At 64.0% G+C, this 16345-nt stretch carries 16 protein-coding genes; 14 read left to right on the plus strand and 2 right to left on the minus strand.

The window, feature by feature from the left end; all coding sequences use genetic code 11:
* Window positions 1–125 precede the first annotated feature (125 nt).
* Entirely contained in the window at window positions 126–1640 is a 1515-nt protein-coding gene (locus ASB57_RS00760) for an ABC transporter substrate-binding protein (protein WP_057649700.1), read from the plus strand.
* A gap of 161 nt (window positions 1641–1801) precedes the next feature.
* On the plus strand, window positions 1802–3607 hold the full coding sequence (locus tag ASB57_RS00765; protein ID WP_057655823.1) for a gamma-glutamyltransferase family protein: 1806 nt from the start codon (window positions 1802–1804) through the stop codon (window positions 3605–3607).
* A 76-nt stretch (window positions 3608–3683) separates the two neighbouring features.
* Here the strand turns inward: ASB57_RS00765 and ASB57_RS00770 are convergent, their stop codons facing one another.
* Window positions 3684–4103 carry a PaaI family thioesterase gene (locus tag ASB57_RS00770; RefSeq protein ID WP_057649705.1) on the minus strand — a complete coding sequence of 140 codons (420 nt, stop codon included), beginning with the start codon at window positions 4101–4103 and terminating at the stop codon, window positions 3684–3686.
* The gene (locus ASB57_RS00775; RefSeq protein ID WP_082621284.1) at window positions 4100–4750 is read right to left on the minus strand and encodes a TetR/AcrR family transcriptional regulator; all 651 of its coding nucleotides are present in this window, start codon (window positions 4748–4750) and stop codon (window positions 4100–4102) included. The genes ASB57_RS00770 and ASB57_RS00775 overlap by 4 nt, the downstream gene beginning before the upstream one ends.
* A gap of 417 nt (window positions 4751–5167) precedes the next feature.
* Here ASB57_RS00775 and ASB57_RS00780 point away from each other — a divergent pair, with 417 nt between their 5' ends.
* From ASB57_RS00780 to nuoK, 12 genes are all read left to right on the plus strand, one after another.
* Window positions 5168–6346 carry a porin gene (locus ASB57_RS00780; protein WP_057649707.1) on the plus strand — a complete coding sequence of 393 codons (1179 nt, stop codon included), beginning with the start codon at window positions 5168–5170 and terminating at the stop codon, window positions 6344–6346.
* Between the two features lie 334 nt (window positions 6347–6680).
* Window positions 6681–7040: an NADH-quinone oxidoreductase subunit A gene (locus tag ASB57_RS00785; RefSeq protein ID WP_057649708.1), complete on the plus strand. Its 360-nt coding sequence runs from the start codon at window positions 6681–6683 to the stop codon at window positions 7038–7040.
* 36 nt (window positions 7041–7076) lie between these two features.
* Window positions 7077–7556, plus strand: coding sequence for an NADH-quinone oxidoreductase subunit B family protein (locus tag ASB57_RS00790; protein WP_057649710.1), 480 nt, complete (start codon window positions 7077–7079; stop codon window positions 7554–7556).
* A gap of 51 nt (window positions 7557–7607) precedes the next feature.
* Window positions 7608–8234: an NADH-quinone oxidoreductase subunit C gene (locus ASB57_RS00795; protein ID WP_057649713.1), complete on the plus strand. Its 627-nt coding sequence runs from the start codon at window positions 7608–7610 to the stop codon at window positions 8232–8234.
* Between the two features lie 2 nt (window positions 8235–8236).
* Complete coding sequence (locus ASB57_RS00800) at window positions 8237–9490, plus strand: NADH-quinone oxidoreductase subunit D (RefSeq protein ID WP_057649715.1); 1254 nt, start codon at window positions 8237–8239, stop codon at window positions 9488–9490.
* A 90-nt stretch (window positions 9491–9580) separates the two neighbouring features.
* A complete protein-coding gene (nuoE, locus tag ASB57_RS00805; protein ID WP_057649716.1) occupies window positions 9581–10075 on the plus strand; it encodes an NADH-quinone oxidoreductase subunit NuoE in 495 nt (164 codons plus the stop codon).
* A complete protein-coding gene (gene nuoF, locus ASB57_RS00810; RefSeq protein WP_057649718.1) occupies window positions 10072–11439 on the plus strand; it encodes an NADH-quinone oxidoreductase subunit NuoF in 1368 nt (455 codons plus the stop codon). The genes nuoE and nuoF overlap by 4 nt, the downstream gene beginning before the upstream one ends.
* Before the next feature lie 15 nt (window positions 11440–11454).
* Window positions 11455–13782 (plus strand): NADH-quinone oxidoreductase subunit NuoG, encoded by a 2328-nt coding sequence (nuoG, locus tag ASB57_RS00815; protein WP_057649720.1) that lies wholly within the window; start codon window positions 11455–11457, stop codon window positions 13780–13782.
* Window positions 13782–14855, plus strand: a complete 1074-nt coding sequence (nuoH, locus tag ASB57_RS00820) for an NADH-quinone oxidoreductase subunit NuoH (protein WP_057649722.1) — start codon at window positions 13782–13784, stop codon at window positions 14853–14855. The genes nuoG and nuoH overlap by 1 nt, the downstream gene beginning before the upstream one ends.
* 17 nt (window positions 14856–14872) lie before the next feature.
* Window positions 14873–15361 carry an NADH-quinone oxidoreductase subunit NuoI gene (gene nuoI, locus ASB57_RS00825; protein WP_057649724.1) on the plus strand — a complete coding sequence of 163 codons (489 nt, stop codon included), beginning with the start codon at window positions 14873–14875 and terminating at the stop codon, window positions 15359–15361.
* Window positions 15362–15377: 16 nt separating this feature from the next.
* Window positions 15378–16028, plus strand: coding sequence for an NADH-quinone oxidoreductase subunit J (locus ASB57_RS00830; protein ID WP_057649726.1), 651 nt, complete (start codon window positions 15378–15380; stop codon window positions 16026–16028).
* Complete coding sequence (gene nuoK, locus ASB57_RS00835; RefSeq protein WP_057649728.1) at window positions 16025–16333, plus strand: NADH-quinone oxidoreductase subunit NuoK; 309 nt, start codon at window positions 16025–16027, stop codon at window positions 16331–16333. Before ASB57_RS00830 ends, nuoK begins: the two co-directional genes overlap by 4 nt.
* The last annotated feature ends 12 nt before the right edge of the window (window positions 16334–16345 follow it).

Consider the following 16345-nt stretch of genomic DNA (forward strand, 5'->3'; position numbering starts at 1 on the left):
CAATGGTCCAGCCGCCGTGACGAGTACAATCCTCGCGCAATCGCCGGCAGGCCCGCCTGGGCCGTCAAAGGGAACGCACGCGACATATACGCGGGCGGCCGGTCTTGCTTTCGAGGAGAAGCACAATGCGTAAACTTTGTCTGGCCGTGGCGCTCGCCGGCCTGTTCGCCACCGGCGTCGCCGTGGCCCAATCCACTGCCCAGTCGACACTGCGCATCGGTTTGCAGGACGATCCCGACGTGCTGGACCCCGTGCGCGCCCGTACCTTCGTCGGCCGCATCGTGTTCGCCTCCTTGTGCGACAAACTGGTCGAAATCACTCCCGACCTGAAGATCGTGCCGCAGCTGGCCGAGTCCTGGGAAACCAGCGCCGACGGCAAGACCCTGACCATGAAACTGCGCAAGGGCGCGGTGTACCACGACGGCACGCCTATCGATGCCGCGTCGGTCAAGGCCAACCTGGATCGCGGTCGCAGCCTGCCCGACAGTAACCGCAAGAGCGAACTGGCCACCGTGGGCAGCATCGACGCGCCTGACGCGCAAACCGTCGTGATCCACCTGACCGAGCCGGATGCCTCCCTGCTGTCGCAGCTGTCCGACCGCGCGGGCATGATGATGTCGCCGGCGGCCTTCGACAAGGATCCGGGCGCCAAGCCGGTCTGCTCCGGCCCTTATCGCTTCAAGGAGCGGGTGCAGAACGATCGCATCGTGCTGGAGAAATTCCCGCAATATTGGGATGCCGCCAATTATCACTTCGACCGCGTCATCTTCACGCCGATTCCGGACACCACCGTGCGCGTGAACAACCTGCGCGCCGGCGACCTCGACATCATCGAACGCATGGCGCCGTCGGACGTCAAGGCCGTCAAGGATGACAAGAACCTGGTGCTGGCGCCCGTCGTCGGCCTGGGCTATCAGTCTTTCTCGATCAACCTGGCCAACGGCGCGCGCGCCAGCCAGCCCGCCGGCAAGGACAAGCGCGTCCGCCAGGCGCTGGACCTGGCCATCGACCGCGACGCCATCAATGAAGTGGTGGGCGAGGGCATGTTCCAGCCCGCCTTCCAGGGTTTCCCGCCTGCCAGCTTCGCGTACGACAAGAAGTTCGAACGCAAGGGCCGCGACGTGAAGAAGGCCAAGGAGCTGCTGAAGGCCGCCGGCTTCGATCGCGTCAAGCTTGAGATCACCTTCGGCAACAACACCACCAACCAGCAGATATATGAGCTGATCCAGGCCATGGGCGCCGAGGCCGGCTTCGATATCTCCCTGAAGCCGGTGGAGTTCGCCTCGCTGCAATCCGCGCTGGCGCGTGGCGATTTCGAGGCGGGCCAAAGCGGTTGGTCCGGTCGTGTGGATCCCAGCGGCAATATCTTCCAGTACGTGTCGACCAAGGGCAACCTGAACGATGGCCGCTACAGCAACGCGCAGGTCGACAAACTGCTGACTGAAGCGCGCGCCGAGTTCGACCAGGCCAAGCGCAAGGCCCTGTACGACCAGGCCCAGACCATCCTGCGTGACGAAGACCCCATCATCTACCTGTACTACCTGCCGTGGACCTTCGCCCACAAGAAGAAGGTGCAGGGCTTCGTGGCTTACCCCGACGGCCTGATCCGGCTGAAGGGCGTGACGATGGCCGCGAAGTAAGCGTCATCCTGTCCGGGCCCCTGGCAGGCCCGCGATCCGGTTGCGGCCCTGGGTAACTCCGTGTTCCCCGGGGCCGCTTTGCTTTGTAGCGTTGCGGGCTCACGGCCCGACTGAAATCCGGCGTCGGGTTTTGCACCCCGTGCCGAAGGCGGACAACCATGATGTTTACCACTCGTCCCGAGATCCTCGGTACTTTCGGCGTCGTCACCTCGACGCACTATCTGGCCACGGCTGCCGGCATGGCGATGCTGGAGCGGGGCGGCAACGCCTTCGACGCCTGTGTCGCCACGGCCTTCGTGCTGCAAGTGGTGGAGCCGCACCTGGTCGGCCCGGCCGGCGAGGTGCCCGGCGTGTTCTATTCCGCCAAGACCGGCAAGACACAGATCCTCTGCGGCCAGGGCGTGGCCCCGGCCGCCGCGACCATCGAGCATTTCCGCGGGCTGGGTCTGGACCTGATTCCCGGCAATGGCCAGTTGCCGGCCGTGGTGCCCGGTTCTTTCGATGCCTGGATGCTGATGCTGCGGGATCACGGATCCATGCGCCTGCGCGATGTGCTGGAGCCGGCGATCTTCCACGCCGAAAGCGGTCATGCCCTGATGCCGCGCATCTCCAACACCATCGCCGGCCTCAAGGATTTCTTTGAAACGCATTGGCCTTCGACGGCGCAGATCTATCTGCCGGGCGGCCAGGTGCCCGTCGCCCGCAAACTGTTCCGCAATCCGCGGCTGGCGCAGACCTGGCGCCGTGTGCTGGCGGAGGCCGAAGCCGTGGGCGGGGACCGTGAGCGCCAGATCCAGGCCGCGCGCGACGCCTTCTACCGGGGCTTCGTCGCCGATGCCATCGACCGCTTTTCGCGCGAAACGGAAGTGATGGATGCCAGTGGCCGACCCCACCGCGGGATCCTCACGGGCGATGACCTGGCCCGCTGGTCGGCCAGCTACGAAGACCCCGTCACTTATGACTACGGCGATTACACCGTGGCCAAGGCCGGCGCCTGGAGCCAGGGCCCGGTGTTCCTGCAGACCCTGGCCTTGCTGAAAAACGCCGACCTGGCGGCCGAGGGTCCCAATAGCGCCGCTTTCGTGCACCGGCTGACCGAGGCCATGAAGCTGGCCTTCGCGGATCGGGAGGCCTATTACGGCGATCCGGATTTCGTCGACGTGCCGCTGGCGCACTTGCTCTCCGAGGCCTACACGGCGCCGCGCCGTGCCTTGATCGGCGAGCGCGCGTCGCTGGAGCTGCGGCCGGGCACCGTGCCCGGCTACGAGGCGCAATTGGCGCGCATGATGGACACCTTGGCGCGCCTGTCGCCCGTGACCGAGATCGGCGCGGTGAGCAATGAGCCGACCTTGGCGGAGATGCGCGCTGCCGGCACGGTCAAGCGGGGCGACACCACCCATGTGGACGTGATCGACCGGTGGGGCAATATGGTGTCCTGCACGCCGTCCGGGGGCTGGTTCCAGTCCTCGCCCGTGATTCCCGAGCTGGGCTTCGGCTTGACCACGCGGGCCCAGATGTTCTGGCTGGAGGAGGGGCTGCCCGGAACGCTGGCGCCCGGCAAGCGGCCGCGCACGACGCTCACGCCGACGTTGGCGCTGCGCGACGGGCGGCCGTATATGGTCTTTGGCACGCCGGGGGGCGACCAGCAGGAGCAATGGCAATTGCTGCTGTTCCTGCGCCATGTGCATCATGGTTTGAATCTGCAGGAGGCCATCGACATGCCGATGTCGCATACGCTGCATTTCCCCAGTTCCTTCTATCCGCGGGATCGCAAGCCGGGGCATCTGGCGGTGGAGGAGAGCTTCGGCGGGGAAGTGATAGACGCGCTGCGCGCCCGCGGCCATGCGATCGAGGAAGTCCCCGCGTGGTCGGTAGGTCGCCTGACCGCCGCGTCGCTGGACGAGGACGGCATCATGCACGCCGCCGCCACGCCCCGGTTGATGCAGGCCTACGCGGCGGGGCGCTAAGGCGGCGCCTTGGCCGGGGTCTTCGCTGCCGGGCTGTCGGCTTGGCCAGGCGCCCGGCGCAGCGGCGCGCGGCGCGTCACCGGCCCGGCAAGGCCCAGGTGCTGACCACCTGGGCAACGGGATCGCCCCCTGGGGGCGACAGCAGGACCTCGCCGGCGCTCAGGCGGCCGGTTTTCAGCAGGCGGGCGTCGGCGACCACTTCGCCCGCCGGGCACTTGCGCAGGAAATTGATCGTCAGGCTGGCGGTGACCGCCTCGGCATTCCCCGTGGCGCCGACCACCGCCGCGTACAGCGCGACGTCGGCCAGGGCCATCAACATGGGGCCTGCCACGATCCCTCCCAGCCTCTGATGGGCCGGGTCGGCCGGCAGCACTGCCCGCGCCGTCCCCGCGCCGATGGCTTCGACGCGTATTCCCAGTAGCGCCGAGAAAGGGTGATGCGACGCCATGAGGACGAGAAAGTCGGGCAGGGCGATGGCCGCCTGGTGGTGGGTCATGGCAGGGCCTCCAAAGTGCGGCAATAGTCGTCGAGCAGGACATCGGCGTCCTGCGCCAGGGATTTCAGGCGGCCGGTATGGCGCAACAACAGCAGGCCGCTCAGGTAAGTGAACATCTGCATGCGCGCCAGGTCGTGGCCCGGCGCCGGCCGGGTGCGGGCCAGGCCGGCGCCCAGCAGGGCCACGCAGCGTGTCAGGCGCGCGTTCAGGGCGCGGTCCAGGTCGGGGCCGAGTCCGCGGGGCGCCAGGCCCTGGAACAGGTAGAAGCCGAGCGACAGTTCGGCCGGCCTTTGCGCGTAGTAGTCGTAGAACGCCCGTGCGACCGCGCGCGCGGCGTGGGCGTCCGGGGCCTGTGCCAGCGCCTGCGCCAGGTGGTCGTGCAGCGCGTCCAGGGAGGCTTCCAGCGCGGCGGCGTACAGCGCTTCCTTGCTGCCGAAGGAGGGATAGATCGCTCCGGTGGTGCATCCCGCCTCCCTGGCGATCGCCCGCAGACTGGCCTGCGCCAGTCCGTCCCGGGCAAACACCCGCTGTGCCGCCTCCAATATCAACGCACGCCGCGCCGCAACAATCCGCTCGGTATGCCTGCCCCGTCCCACGGGTGGGGGAGGGGAGAGCGGCGGCACGGGCAGGTTCGGATCAAATTCCATAGGCATCAAGTGAAAGGCAGGTTATCGCCCCGGGCGAGGCGGACGCCTGAGCGCCGTAACGTCGAAACAGAAACATAACAGCGTTATCGACACGGTCAAAATCCTTCCCTTGTCCCGACCGCGCCCCTAATCCCGACCAGGATTCGTCAAAAAACCCCCGAAACGTGCGCAACATGTGATCAGCCTATTTCCAGGAATAACGAGGGTTTGCCCGGGGCGACGGAACGCTACAGGACCCTATTGTTGTATGCGCCCAACATTGGGGGTACAAACCCGCCGTTTTTAGGGGGTGAGCGTAGCCAGTCCCCCGGATTTTTGATGCAATAGCGTCAACTTCCCTTCGCGGAGTTAGGGGGGCGGCAGGCTGGTTTGCTGGATTGCTGCTCTTGTCACTCAAATCAACGGAGATTTCTTCAAATGAAAAAGACTCTGCTCGCTGCCGCCCTGCTCGCCGGCTTCGCTGGTGCCGCTCAGGCAGAAACGTCGGTGACCCTGTACGGGATCGTCGATATCGGTGTTGGATTCCAACAAATCAAGGGTCTGAACACCACGGGTGGCGCTTCGGACAAGGCTTCGAAGTTCGGTCTGGCCAACGGCGTCCAAAACGGTTCGCGTTGGGGCCTGCGTGGCAGCGAAGATCTGGGTGACGGCCTGCGCGCCGTTTTCAACCTGGAATCGGGTTTCAGCTCGGCTGACGGTCAGTCGGCTCAAGGCAGCCGTCTGTTCGGCCGTCAAGCTACCCTCGGTCTGGCCAGCAACTCCTGGGGCCAAATCGACTTCGGTCGCCAAACCAACGTGGCTTCGAAGTTCTTCGGCTCGATCGATCCGTTCGCTGAAGGCTTCAACATGGCCAACATCGGTACGGCTTTCAGCTCGTCGAACACCACCCGTTACGACAACCTGATCCTGTATCAAACCCCCGTGTTCGGCGGCTTCCAAGCTGGCGCTGGCTACTCGTTCAACGTTGACGACACCAACACCACGCAATCCGGCTTCCAGACCGATCGCAACCAACGCGGCATCACCGCTGGTCTGCGCTACGTCAACGGCCCGATCAACGTCGCTGCTGCCTACGACCAACTGAACCGTTCGAACAGCGTTGGTGACTCGCTGGCTAACGGCACCGGCGACAAGATCCGCTCGTGGCTGGTTGGCGGTACGTACGACTTCGAAGTCGTCAAGCTGGCCCTGGCCTACGGTCAAACCCGTGGCGGCTGGATCCAAGCTTCGTCGGTCTACGGTCCGTTCTCGAGCACCAACCTGGACGCCGGTCAATCGCTGCCTGGCAACCTGTCGACCAACATCTACCGCGACAACCTGCGCGTGAACTCGTACATGGTCGGCCTGTCGGCCCCCATCGGCGGCTCCACCAGCATCTTCGGTTCGTGGCAGCGTCTGGACCCCAACAGCGACAAGTACTACACCGCTCCTAACAACGGCAACGACGAAACCACCAACGTTTACTCGGTTGGTGCTACGTACGACCTGTCGAAGCGTACCAACCTGTACGCCGTGGCTTCGTACGCCAAGGACTACGCCTTCGTGGACGGCTTGAAGTCGACCATGGCCGTGGTCGGTGTGCGTCACCGCTTCTAATCGAGCGTAGGGCGGGTAACCGTCCTTGTTCGAAGTGCGCCGGCTCGTCCGGCGCACAAAAAAGCAATACCGGGCAGGGCGCAAGTCCTGTCTTTAAAAGCCATCCTCGCGGATGGCTTTTTTATTTTCTCCAGGGTGTTAATGCCCTGCGGCGTTCGCGCTTCCGGCGCGACGCGCTACAATCCGCCTGCTTCAGAATGCGCGGCGGGGGCAGGCGGTTTTGTGGTGTCGTGGCTGGCTTGCACTCTTATATAAGACGAGCGATAAGTTCAGCCGGAAGTAACGGTCAAAATGCTACAATCCAAAGGTTTGTGCATATGACGGACGCGCCAGAATGAACCTGCAAGAATATTTCCCCGTTCTGCTCTTTATCGTCGTGGCGACGGGTATTGGCTTTGCGTTGTTGACCGCAGGCTCGCTACTCGGCCCCCGGCGCCCCTACGCGGAAAAACTCTCTCCCTATGAGTGCGGCTTCGAAGCCTTCGAAGACGCCCGCATGAAGTTCGACGTGCGTTACTACCTCGTCGCCATCCTATTCATCCTGTTCGACCTCGAAATCGCCTTCCTGTTCCCCTGGGCTATCGCGCACGGCGCGGTGGGCCTGGTCGGTTTCTGGACGGTCATGATTTTCCTGGCCGTGCTGACGGTGGGTTTCATTTACGAATGGAAGAAAGGCGCGCTGGACTGGGAATGATGTTTCCTGGTCTCGATCACGCTAGCAGAGACGAATATGGCTATTGAAGAAGGCTTAAACAAGCAGGGCTTTATTACCACCAGCGCTGACAAGTTCATCAACTGGGCCAAGACCGGTTCGATGTGGCCGATGACGTTTGGTCTGGCCTGTTGCGCGGTGGAAATGATGCACGCGGGCGCCGCCCGGTATGACTTGGACCAGTTCGGGATCATCTTCCGTCCCAGTCCCCGTCAGTCCGATCTGATGATCGTCGCCGGCACCCTGTGCAACAAGATGGCTCCCGCCCTGCGCAAGGTCTATGACCAGATGCCGGAACCGCGTTGGGTAGTGTCGATGGGCTCCTGTGCGAACGGGGGCGGCTATTACCACTACTCGTATTCGGTCGTGCGTGGTTGCGATCGCATCGTGCCGGTCGATGTTTATGTGCCGGGTTGCCCGCCCACGGCGGAGGCGCTGGTCTACGGTCTGCTGCAGATGCAGGACAAGATCCGTCGGACCAACACCATCGCGCGCTAAGCGCGGCCTTGGCCGCGCATCTGTGTTGCGTGGCTCACCTACTCGTTGAAGATGATGACCAGGCTCGAAACCCTGAAAAACAACCTGCTGGCCGCGTTTGGCGACGCAATCGTGCTGAACGAGGCCCTGGGTGAACTGACTCTCGAAGTTCCGCCGGCGCAATGGGTGTCGGTCTGCAATAAGCTGCGTGACGAATCCACGCTGCGCTTCGAATCCTGTATCGACCTTTGCGGTGTCGATTACCTGACCTGGGGCAATGGTTCGCGCCAGGAGGCCGAAGAAGAAGCCGGCCGCACGCAGGGCAATCGCTACGCCGTCGTGATCCACCTGCTGTCGGTCGAACACAACTGGCGCCTGCGCGTGCGTACCTGGGCCGCCCAGGACGACTTCCCCATGGTGTCCTCGCTGGTCGAGTGCTGGCCCGGCGTCAGCTGGTACGAGCGCGAAGCGTTCGACCTCTACGGCATCGTGTTCGAAGGCCACCCCGACCTGCGCCGCATCCTGACGGACTATGGCTTCATCGGCCATCCCTTCCGCAAGGACTTCCCGCTGTCGGGCAACGTCGAAATGCGCTACGACCCCGAGCAACGCCGCGTGGTCTATCAGCCGGTCACTATCGATCCGCGTGAAATCACGCCGCGCGTCGTGCGCGAAGATACTTACGGAGCCGGTCGCTGATCATGGCTGAAATCAAGAACTACACGCTCAACTTCGGTCCGCAGCATCCGGCCGCCCACGGCGTGCTGCGTCTGGTGCTGGAACTGGATGGCGAAGTGATCCAGCGCGCCGACCCGCACATCGGCCTGCTGCACCGCGCGACCGAGAAGCTGGCCGAACACAAGACCTACATCCAGGCGCTGCCCTATATGGACCGCCTGGACTACGTGTCCATGATGTGCAACGAGCACGCCTATGTCATGGCCATCGAAAAGCTGCTGGGTGTGGAGGCGCCGCTGCGTGCCCAATACATCCGGGTGATGTTCGATGAAATCACGCGCATCCTGAATCACCTGATGTCGCTGGGCTCGCACGCGCTGGACGTGGGCGCCATGGCGGTCTTCCTGTACGCCTTCCGCGAACGCGAAGACCTGATGGACTGCTACGAAGCCGTGTCGGGCGCGCGCATGCACGCGGCCTACTACCGTCCGGGCGGCGTGTATCGCGACCTGCCGGACACGATGCCGCAGCAGGCCGGCAGCAAGTACCGCAGCGAAAAGGAAATGCGCCAGGTGAACGAGGCCCGTTCCGGCTCGCTCCTGGACTTCATCGAAGACTTCACCAACCGTTTCCCGGCCTGCGTCGACGAGTACGAAACCCTGCTCACCGACAACCGTATCTGGAAGCAGCGCCTGGTGGGTGTGGGCGTCGTCGATCCGGACCGCGCCAAGGCGCTGGGCTTCACCGGCCCGATGCTGCGTGGCTCGGGCGTGGCCTGGGACCTGCGCAAGACGCAGCCCTACGAAGTCTACGATCTGATGGATTTCGACATCCCCGTCGGCGTCAACGGCGACTGCTATGACCGCTATCTGGTGCGCGTGAACGAGTTGCGTCAAAGCAACCGCATCATCCGCCAGTGCGTGGAGTGGCTGCGCAACAACCCCGGCCCGGTGATGATCGGCAACCACAAGGTGGCGCCGCCCAAGCGCACGTCCATGAAGACCAACATGGAAGAGCTGATTCACCACTTCAAGCTCTTCACCGAAGGTTTCCATGTGCCCCCGGGCGAAGCGTATGCCGCGGTCGAGCATCCCAAGGGCGAATTCGGTATCTACCTGGTGTCCGACGGCGCCAACAAGCCTTACCGCCTGAAGATTCGTGCGCCCGGTTTTCCGCATCTGCACGCGCTGGACGAGATGTCGCGCGGGCACATGATTGCCGACGCCGTCACCATCATCGGCACGCAGGACATCGTGTTTGGCGAAATCGACCGTTAAGGGCGTCGCCAGGACTTAGAAGAAAGACCCGAACCGAGAGACCCGCCCCCGTAACAGTACGGGCCTCTCGCTCAATCCGGATTCAAACTTATGCTGCTTTCCGAACAGGCTTACCAGAAAATCGACCGGGAACTGTCCAAGTTCCCAGCCGATCAGAAGCAGTCGGCCATCATGGCTTCCCTGGCGATCGCCCAGGACGAGCAAGGTTGGTTGTCGACCGAGATCATCGAGGACGTGGCCAATTATCTTGGCGTGCCGCCCATCGCCGTGCAGGAGGTCGCGACCTTCTACAACATGTTCGACGTCAAGAAGGTCGGCAAGCACAAGATCAGCGTCTGTACCAACCTGCCGTGCGCGCTGCGCGACGGTGAAAAGGCCGGCGACTACCTCAAGCGCAAGCTGGGCGTCGACTATCGCGGCACCACCGCCGACGGCATGTTCACCCTGGTGGAAGGCGAGTGCATGGGCGCCTGTGGCGACTCCCCCGTGCTGATCGTGAACAACAAGCACATGTGCGTGCGCATGTCCGAAGAAAAGCTGGATGCGCTGCTGAACAGCTTGAAGGCGCAAGGAGAGTCGGCATGAACGCGCCGGACCTGTACCGTCAGTTTTCCCAGGGCCTGGATCCCGATCCGCTCAACGACCTGTCGCAGTCCATGTGCCTGCACGGCCGCCATATCGGCGCGCAGATCCTGGCTGACCTGGATGGCCAGAACTGGCATCTGGAAGACTACGTCAAGCGTGGCGGCTATGAGGCCCTGCGCAAGATCCTGACCACCGGCATGAAGCCGGAAGACGTCATCGCCGAGGTCAAGGCCTCGGGACTGCGCGGCCGTGGCGGCGCGGGCTTCCCCACCGGCCTGAAGTGGAGCTTCATGCCGCGTACGTTCCCGGGCCAGAAGTACCTGGTGTGCAATTCGGACGAGGGCGAACCGGGCACGTTCAAGGATCGCGACATCCTGCGCTTCAACCCGCACATCGTCATCGAAGGTATGGCCATCGCCGCCTTCGCGATGGGCATCTCGGTGGGCTACAACTACATCCACGGCGAAATCTTCGAGGTCTATGACCGCTTCGAGGAAGCGCTGGAAGAGGCGCGCGCCGCCGGCTTCCTGGGCGACAAGCTGCTGGGTTCGGAATTCAGCTTCCAGCTGCACGCTTTCCATGGCTACGGCGCCTACATCTGCGGCGAAGAAACCGCGCTGCTGGAATCGCTGGAAGGCAAGAAAGGCCAGCCGCGCTTCAAGCCGCCTTTCCCCGCCAGCTTCGGCCTGTACGGCAAGCCCACCACGATCAACAACACCGAAACGTTCGCGGCGGTGCCCTGGATCATCCGTAACGGCGGCCAGCCGTATCTGGAAGTGGGCAAGCCCAACAACGGCGGCACCAAGATCTTCTCGATCACCGGCGACGTCGAGCGTCCCGGCAACTACGAGATCCCGATGGGCACGCCGTTCTCCAAGCTGCTTGAGCTGGCTGGCGGCATGCGTGGCGGCCGTGCGTTGAAGGCCGTCATTCCTGGCGGCTCCAGCGCCCCGGTGCTACCAGCGAACATCATCATGGAAACCACCATGGACTATGACTCCATCGCCAAGGCGGGGTCCATGCTGGGTTCGGGCGCGGTCATCGTCATGGACGATACGCGCTGCATGGTGAAGTCGCTGCTGCGCCTCTCGTATTTCTACTTCGAGGAAAGCTGCGGCCAGTGCACGCCGTGCCGTGAAGGCACGGGCTGGCTGTACCGCATGGTCCAGCGCATCGAGCACGGCCATGGCCGCCCGGAAGACCTCGACATGCTGGACAACGTCGCCGGCAACATCATGGGCCGCACCATCTGCGCCCTGGGTGATGCCGCCGCCATGCCGGTACGAGGCTTTCTGAAGCATTTTCGTGACGAATTCGCGCACCACATCGAGCACAAGTCGTGTGTGGTCCCGCAATATCTGTAGGTCCCAGGAACAGCAATGGTTGAACTAACCGTCGACGGCAACAAGGTAGAAGTGCCCGAAGGCAGCATGGTGATGCATGCGGCCCAGAAAGTCGGGCAGTACGTGCCGCATTTCTGCTACCACAAGAAGCTCTCCATCGCGGCCAACTGCCGCATGTGTCTGGTCGAAGTGGAGAAGGCGCCCAAGGCCCTGCCGGCCTGCGCCACGCCCGTGACCAACGGCATGGTGGTCTTCACCAACTCGGAAAAAGCCAAGGCCGCGCAGAAGTCGGTCATGGAGTTCCTGCTGATCAATCACCCGCTGGATTGCCCGATCTGCGACCAGGGCGGTGAATGCCAGCTGCAGGATCTGGCTGTCGGTTACGGCGGCTCGGCCTCGCGCTATCACGAAGAAAAGCGCGTGGTGTTCCACAAGGATCTCGGCCCGCTGGTGTCGGCCGAGGAAATGTCGCGCTGCATCCACTGCACCCGCTGCGTGCGCTTCGGCCAGGAAATCGCCGGCGTCATGGAACTGGGCATGCTCAATCGTGGCGAGCATGCGGAAATCACCACCTTCGTGGGCCGTTCGATCGAGTCGGAACTGTCCGGCAACATGATCGACCTCTGTCCCGTCGGCGCGCTGACCTCCAAGCCGTTCCGCTACAGCGCCCGTACCTGGGAACTGGCGCGTCGCCGCTCGGTCAGCCCGCATGACAGCGTGGGCGCCAACCTGGTGGTCCAGGTCAAGGGCGAACACGTCATGCGAGTGGTGCCGTTCGAAAACGAAGCCGTCAACGAATGCTGGATCAGCGACCGCGACCGCTTCTCGTATGAAGGCCTGAACAGCGACGACCGCTTGAGCGTGCCGATGATCCGCAACGCTGACGGCACCTGGCGCGAAGCCTCGTGGGCCGACGCGCTGCAGACCGTGGGCCAGGGCCTGGCGCGCGTGCGCGACAGCTTCGGCGCCGGCCAGATCGGCGCCTTGGCGACCGAATACGCCACCACTGAAGAATTCTCGCTGCTGGGCCGCCTGATGCGCGCCCTGGGTTCGGAAAACATCGACTTCCGCCTGCGCCAGACCGATGCGTCCTTCGACGCCGCGCTCAACGGCGCGCCGTGGCTGGGCATGCCGATCGCCGATCTGGACACCCTGGACCGCGTGCTGGTGATCGGTTCCTTCCTGCGCAAGGATCACCCCCTGTTCGCGCAACGCCTGCGCCAGGCCGCCAAGCGCGGCACGCAAGTGCTGCTGCTGGACAGCGTGTCCGACGATCCGCTGCTGCCGGTGGCCGCGCGCCTGACCGTCGCGCCGTCGGAACTGCCGCGTGCCCTGGCTGAAGTCGCCGTGGCGCTGGCCCAGCTCAAGGGCCAGGCCGTGCCGGCCGAATTCGCGGCGGTGACGCCGGGCGAAAACGCCAAGCTGATCGCTGCCAGCCTGACCTCCGGCACCAATACCGGCGTGTTCCTGGGCAACCTGGCCGTGGCTTCGGCCCAGGCCTCGACCCTGGCCGCCAACGGCCAGACCGTCGCTGAACTGGCGGGCGCCCGTTTCGGCTTCCTGACCTCGGGCGGCAATACCGTCGGTGGTTACCTGGCCGGCGCCGTGCCGGGCAAGGGCGGCAAGAATGCCGCCGCCATGCTGGCGGATCCGCTCAAGGCCTACGTGGTGCTGCACGCCGAACCGCTGCTGGATGCCGACAACGGCCCCCAAGCCGTGGCCGCCTTGCGCGACGCGCAATTCACCGTGGCGCTGACCTCCTACCGCTCGGCCGCCGCCGACTGGGCCGACGTCATGCTGCCGGTGGCGCCGTTCACCGAAACCTCGGGCACCTTCGTCAACGCACAAGGCCTGGCCCAGAGCTTCAAGGGCACCGTGGCCCCGCGCGGCGAAAGCCGTCCGGGCTGGAAGGTGTTGCGCGTGCTGGGCAATGTGCTGCACCTGCCGGGCTTCGATGACGAAACCTCGGAATCGGTGCGCGACGGCGTGTTGTCGGGTGGCATCGAAGGCCGCCTGTCGAATCGCATCAACGCCGCTGTCGGCGTGGGCCAGGCCCTGCCGGGTCTGGAACGCGTCGCCGACGTGCCGATCTACCGCACCGACGCCATCGTGCGCCGCTCGGAGCCGCTGCAAGCCGCGGCCGCCTCGCGCGCACCGGCCGTCCGCATGAACGGCCGCACCCTGGCCGGCCTGGGACTGACCGCCGGCGTCAAGGTGAAGGTGTCCAGCGCGGCCGGCAGCATCGAACTGGAAACCGTCCAGGACGACGCGGTTGCCGATCGCGCGGTGCGTGTCGCCGCCGCTTTCGAAAACACCGCCGTGCTCGGTGGTGCCTTTGGTCAAATTAGCGTGGAGCGTGCCTGATGGAATGGCTCAACACCCTGGAAGCGCAGGGAACGGCCTTGTTGGGCGCGACGCCCTGGCTGATCGTCTGGACGCTCGTCAAGATCGTCGTCATCGCGGTGCCCATCATCCTGTGCGTGGCCTATCTCACCTTGTGGGAACGCAAGATGATCGGCTTCATGCACGTGCGCCTGGGTCCCAACCGGGTCGGCCTCAAAGGCCTGGCACAGCCCTTCGCGGACGTGTTCAAGCTGCTGACCAAGGAAGTGATTCTTCCGACCGAAGCCAACCGCGTGCTGTTCATCCTGGCCCCCGTGGTCACGCTGATGCCGGCACTGGCCGCCTGGGCCGTCGTGCCCTTCGGCCCGCAAGTGGTGCTGGCCAACGTCAACGCCGGCCTGCTGTACATCATGGCCATCACCTCGGTGGGCGTGTACGGCGTGATCGTCGCGGGGTGGGCATCGAACTCCAAGTACGCGTTCCTGGGCGCCCTGCGCGCCGCCGCGCAGATGGTGTCGTATGAACTGGCCATCGGTTTCGTTCTGGTGACGGTGCTGCTGGTGTCCGGCAGCCTGAACATGAGCGAGATCGTGATGGGGCAGGGCAGGGGCTGGTTCGCCGACCACGGCGTGACCTTCATGTCCTGGAACTGGTTGCCGCTGCTGCCGCTCTTCGTCATCTACGTGGTGTCGGCCGTGGCCGAAACCAACCGCCACCCCTTCGACGTGGTGGAAGGCGAGTCGGAAATCGTGGCCGGCCACATGGTCGAGTACTCGGGTATGGCCTTCGCCCTGTTCTTCCTGGGTGAATACGCCAACATGATTCTGTTGTCGGCCCTGGCGTCGATCATGTTCCTGGGCGGCTGGATGGCCCCCATCGACGTGGCGCCGCTGACCTGGATCCCCGGCTGGATCTGGCTGGGCCTGAAGACCTTCGTGGTGGTGTCGATGTTCGTGTGGTTCCGCGCATCGTTCCCCCGTTACCGCTATGACCAGATCATGCGTCTGGGCTGGAAGATTTTCATCCCGCTGACCGGCGTGTGGCTGCTGGTCGTGGCGATCTGGATGCAGACGCCCTGGAACATTTGGCGCTGAGCACTAGGAAACAGGATATGGAAGCGATCAAGGATTTCTTCGGCAGTCTGTTGCTGACCGAGTTGCTCAAGGGCATGCGCCTGACGGGTAAGTATTTCTTCAAGCGTAAGGTGACCCTGCGTTACCCCTACGAAAAGACGCCGGCGTCGCCGCGTTTCCGTGGCCTGCACGCGCTGCGTCGCTATCCCAATGGGGAAGAGCGCTGCATCGCCTGCAAGCTGTGCGAAGCGGTGTGCCCGGCACTGGCCATCACCATCGAATCGGAAGTGCGTGACGACGGTTCGCGCCGCACCTCGCGCTACGACATCGATCTGACCAAGTGCATCTTCTGCGGTTTCTGCGAAGAAAGCTGTCCGGTGGATTCCATCGTGGAAACGCACATCCACGAATACCACGGCGAAAAGCGCGGCGACCTGTACTTCACCAAGGACATGCTCCTGGCGGTGGGTGATCAGTTCGAAACCGAAATCGCCCGTCGTCGCACCGAAGACGCGCCATACCGTTGATGCCTGGTACGACTCCATGACTTTCACGACTGTTCTCTTCTATCTGCTGGCCATCGTCCTGGTGGTGGCAGCCTTCCGCGTGATCACGGCACGCAGTCCGGTTACCGCCGTGCTGCACCTGATCCTCGTGTTCTTCAACGCCGCCTTGCTGTGGATGCTGCTGGGCGCCGAGTTCCTGGCGCTGCTGCTGGTCCTGGTCTACGTCGGCGCGGTGATGGTGCTGTTCCTCTTCGTGGTGATGATGCTGGACATCCGCATGGGTGACCTGCGCGCGGGCCTGAAAAAGTATCTGCCGATCGGTCTGGTCGTCGGCCTGGTGCTGGTGCTGGAAATGGCCTTCGTGCTGGGTTCGACCTGGAACCAGCCGGGTGGCCCCGCCGCCGTGGCCGCGGACTACAACAACGCCCGCGCCCTGGGTACCGCCATGTACACGCAGTATGTGTACGCCGTCGAAATCGGCGCGGCGATCCTGCTGGTGGGCATGGTCTCGGCCATCGCCCTGACCCTGCGCCGCCGCCGCGACGTCAAGTACTTCAGCCCCAGCGCTGCCGTCAAAGTGCGCGCCAAGGACCGCTTCCGCATCGTCAAGATGCCGGCGCAGAGCGAGCGCGCCCAGGCCGCCCAGGCCGCCAAAGCCGCCGCCCCCGCCCAAGGAGAACAACAATGACGCTGACGCTGGCCCATTACCTGATACTGGGGGCGATCCTGTTCGCCATCGGCATCTTCGGCATCTTCCTGAACCGCCGCAACCTGATCATTCTGCTGATGTCCGTGGAGCTGATGCTCCTGGCCGTCAATATGAACTTCGTGGCGTTTTCGACGTGGAGCGGCGACACCGCCGGCCAGGTCTTCGTGTTCTTCATCCTTACGGTCGCAGCCGCGGAAGCGGCGATCGGCCTGGCGATTCTGGTACTGCTGTTCCGCAACCTGAACACGATCAACGTTGACGAACTCGATCGCCTGAAGGGCTGACGGAGTCCGGGA

The organism is Bordetella sp. N, from assembly GCF_001433395.1.
Taxonomy (GTDB): domain Bacteria; phylum Pseudomonadota; class Gammaproteobacteria; order Burkholderiales; family Burkholderiaceae_B; genus Bordetella_C.

Excerpts from the sequence above, each read along its gene's own strand:
- ASB57_RS00760 (WP_057649700.1), top strand. The coding sequence starts at position 126 with ATGCGTAAACTTTGTCTGGCCGTGGCGCTCGCCGGCCTGTTCGCCACC.
- ASB57_RS00765 (WP_057655823.1), top strand. The coding sequence starts at position 1,802 with ATGTTTACCACTCGTCCCGAGATCCTCGGTACTTTCGGCGTCGTCACC.
- ASB57_RS00770 (WP_057649705.1), bottom strand. The coding sequence starts at position 4,103 with ATGACCCACCACCAGGCGGCCATCGCCCTGCCCGACTTTCTCGTCCTC.
- ASB57_RS00775 (WP_082621284.1), bottom strand. The coding sequence starts at position 4,750 with ATGGAATTTGATCCGAACCTGCCCGTGCCGCCGCTCTCCCCTCCCCCA.
- ASB57_RS00780 (WP_057649707.1), top strand. The coding sequence starts at position 5,168 with ATGAAAAAGACTCTGCTCGCTGCCGCCCTGCTCGCCGGCTTCGCTGGT.
- ASB57_RS00785 (WP_057649708.1), top strand. The coding sequence starts at position 6,681 with ATGAACCTGCAAGAATATTTCCCCGTTCTGCTCTTTATCGTCGTGGCG.
- ASB57_RS00790 (WP_057649710.1), top strand. The coding sequence starts at position 7,077 with ATGGCTATTGAAGAAGGCTTAAACAAGCAGGGCTTTATTACCACCAGC.
- ASB57_RS00795 (WP_057649713.1), top strand. The coding sequence starts at position 7,608 with ATGATGACCAGGCTCGAAACCCTGAAAAACAACCTGCTGGCCGCGTTT.
- ASB57_RS00800 (WP_057649715.1), top strand. The coding sequence starts at position 8,237 with ATGGCTGAAATCAAGAACTACACGCTCAACTTCGGTCCGCAGCATCCG.
- nuoE (WP_057649716.1), top strand. The coding sequence starts at position 9,581 with ATGCTGCTTTCCGAACAGGCTTACCAGAAAATCGACCGGGAACTGTCC.
- nuoF (WP_057649718.1), top strand. The coding sequence starts at position 10,072 with ATGAACGCGCCGGACCTGTACCGTCAGTTTTCCCAGGGCCTGGATCCC.
- nuoG (WP_057649720.1), top strand. The coding sequence starts at position 11,455 with ATGGTTGAACTAACCGTCGACGGCAACAAGGTAGAAGTGCCCGAAGGC.
- nuoH (WP_057649722.1), top strand. The coding sequence starts at position 13,782 with ATGGAATGGCTCAACACCCTGGAAGCGCAGGGAACGGCCTTGTTGGGC.
- nuoI (WP_057649724.1), top strand. The coding sequence starts at position 14,873 with ATGGAAGCGATCAAGGATTTCTTCGGCAGTCTGTTGCTGACCGAGTTG.
- ASB57_RS00830 (WP_057649726.1), top strand. The coding sequence starts at position 15,378 with ATGACTTTCACGACTGTTCTCTTCTATCTGCTGGCCATCGTCCTGGTG.
- nuoK (WP_057649728.1), top strand. The coding sequence starts at position 16,025 with ATGACGCTGACGCTGGCCCATTACCTGATACTGGGGGCGATCCTGTTC.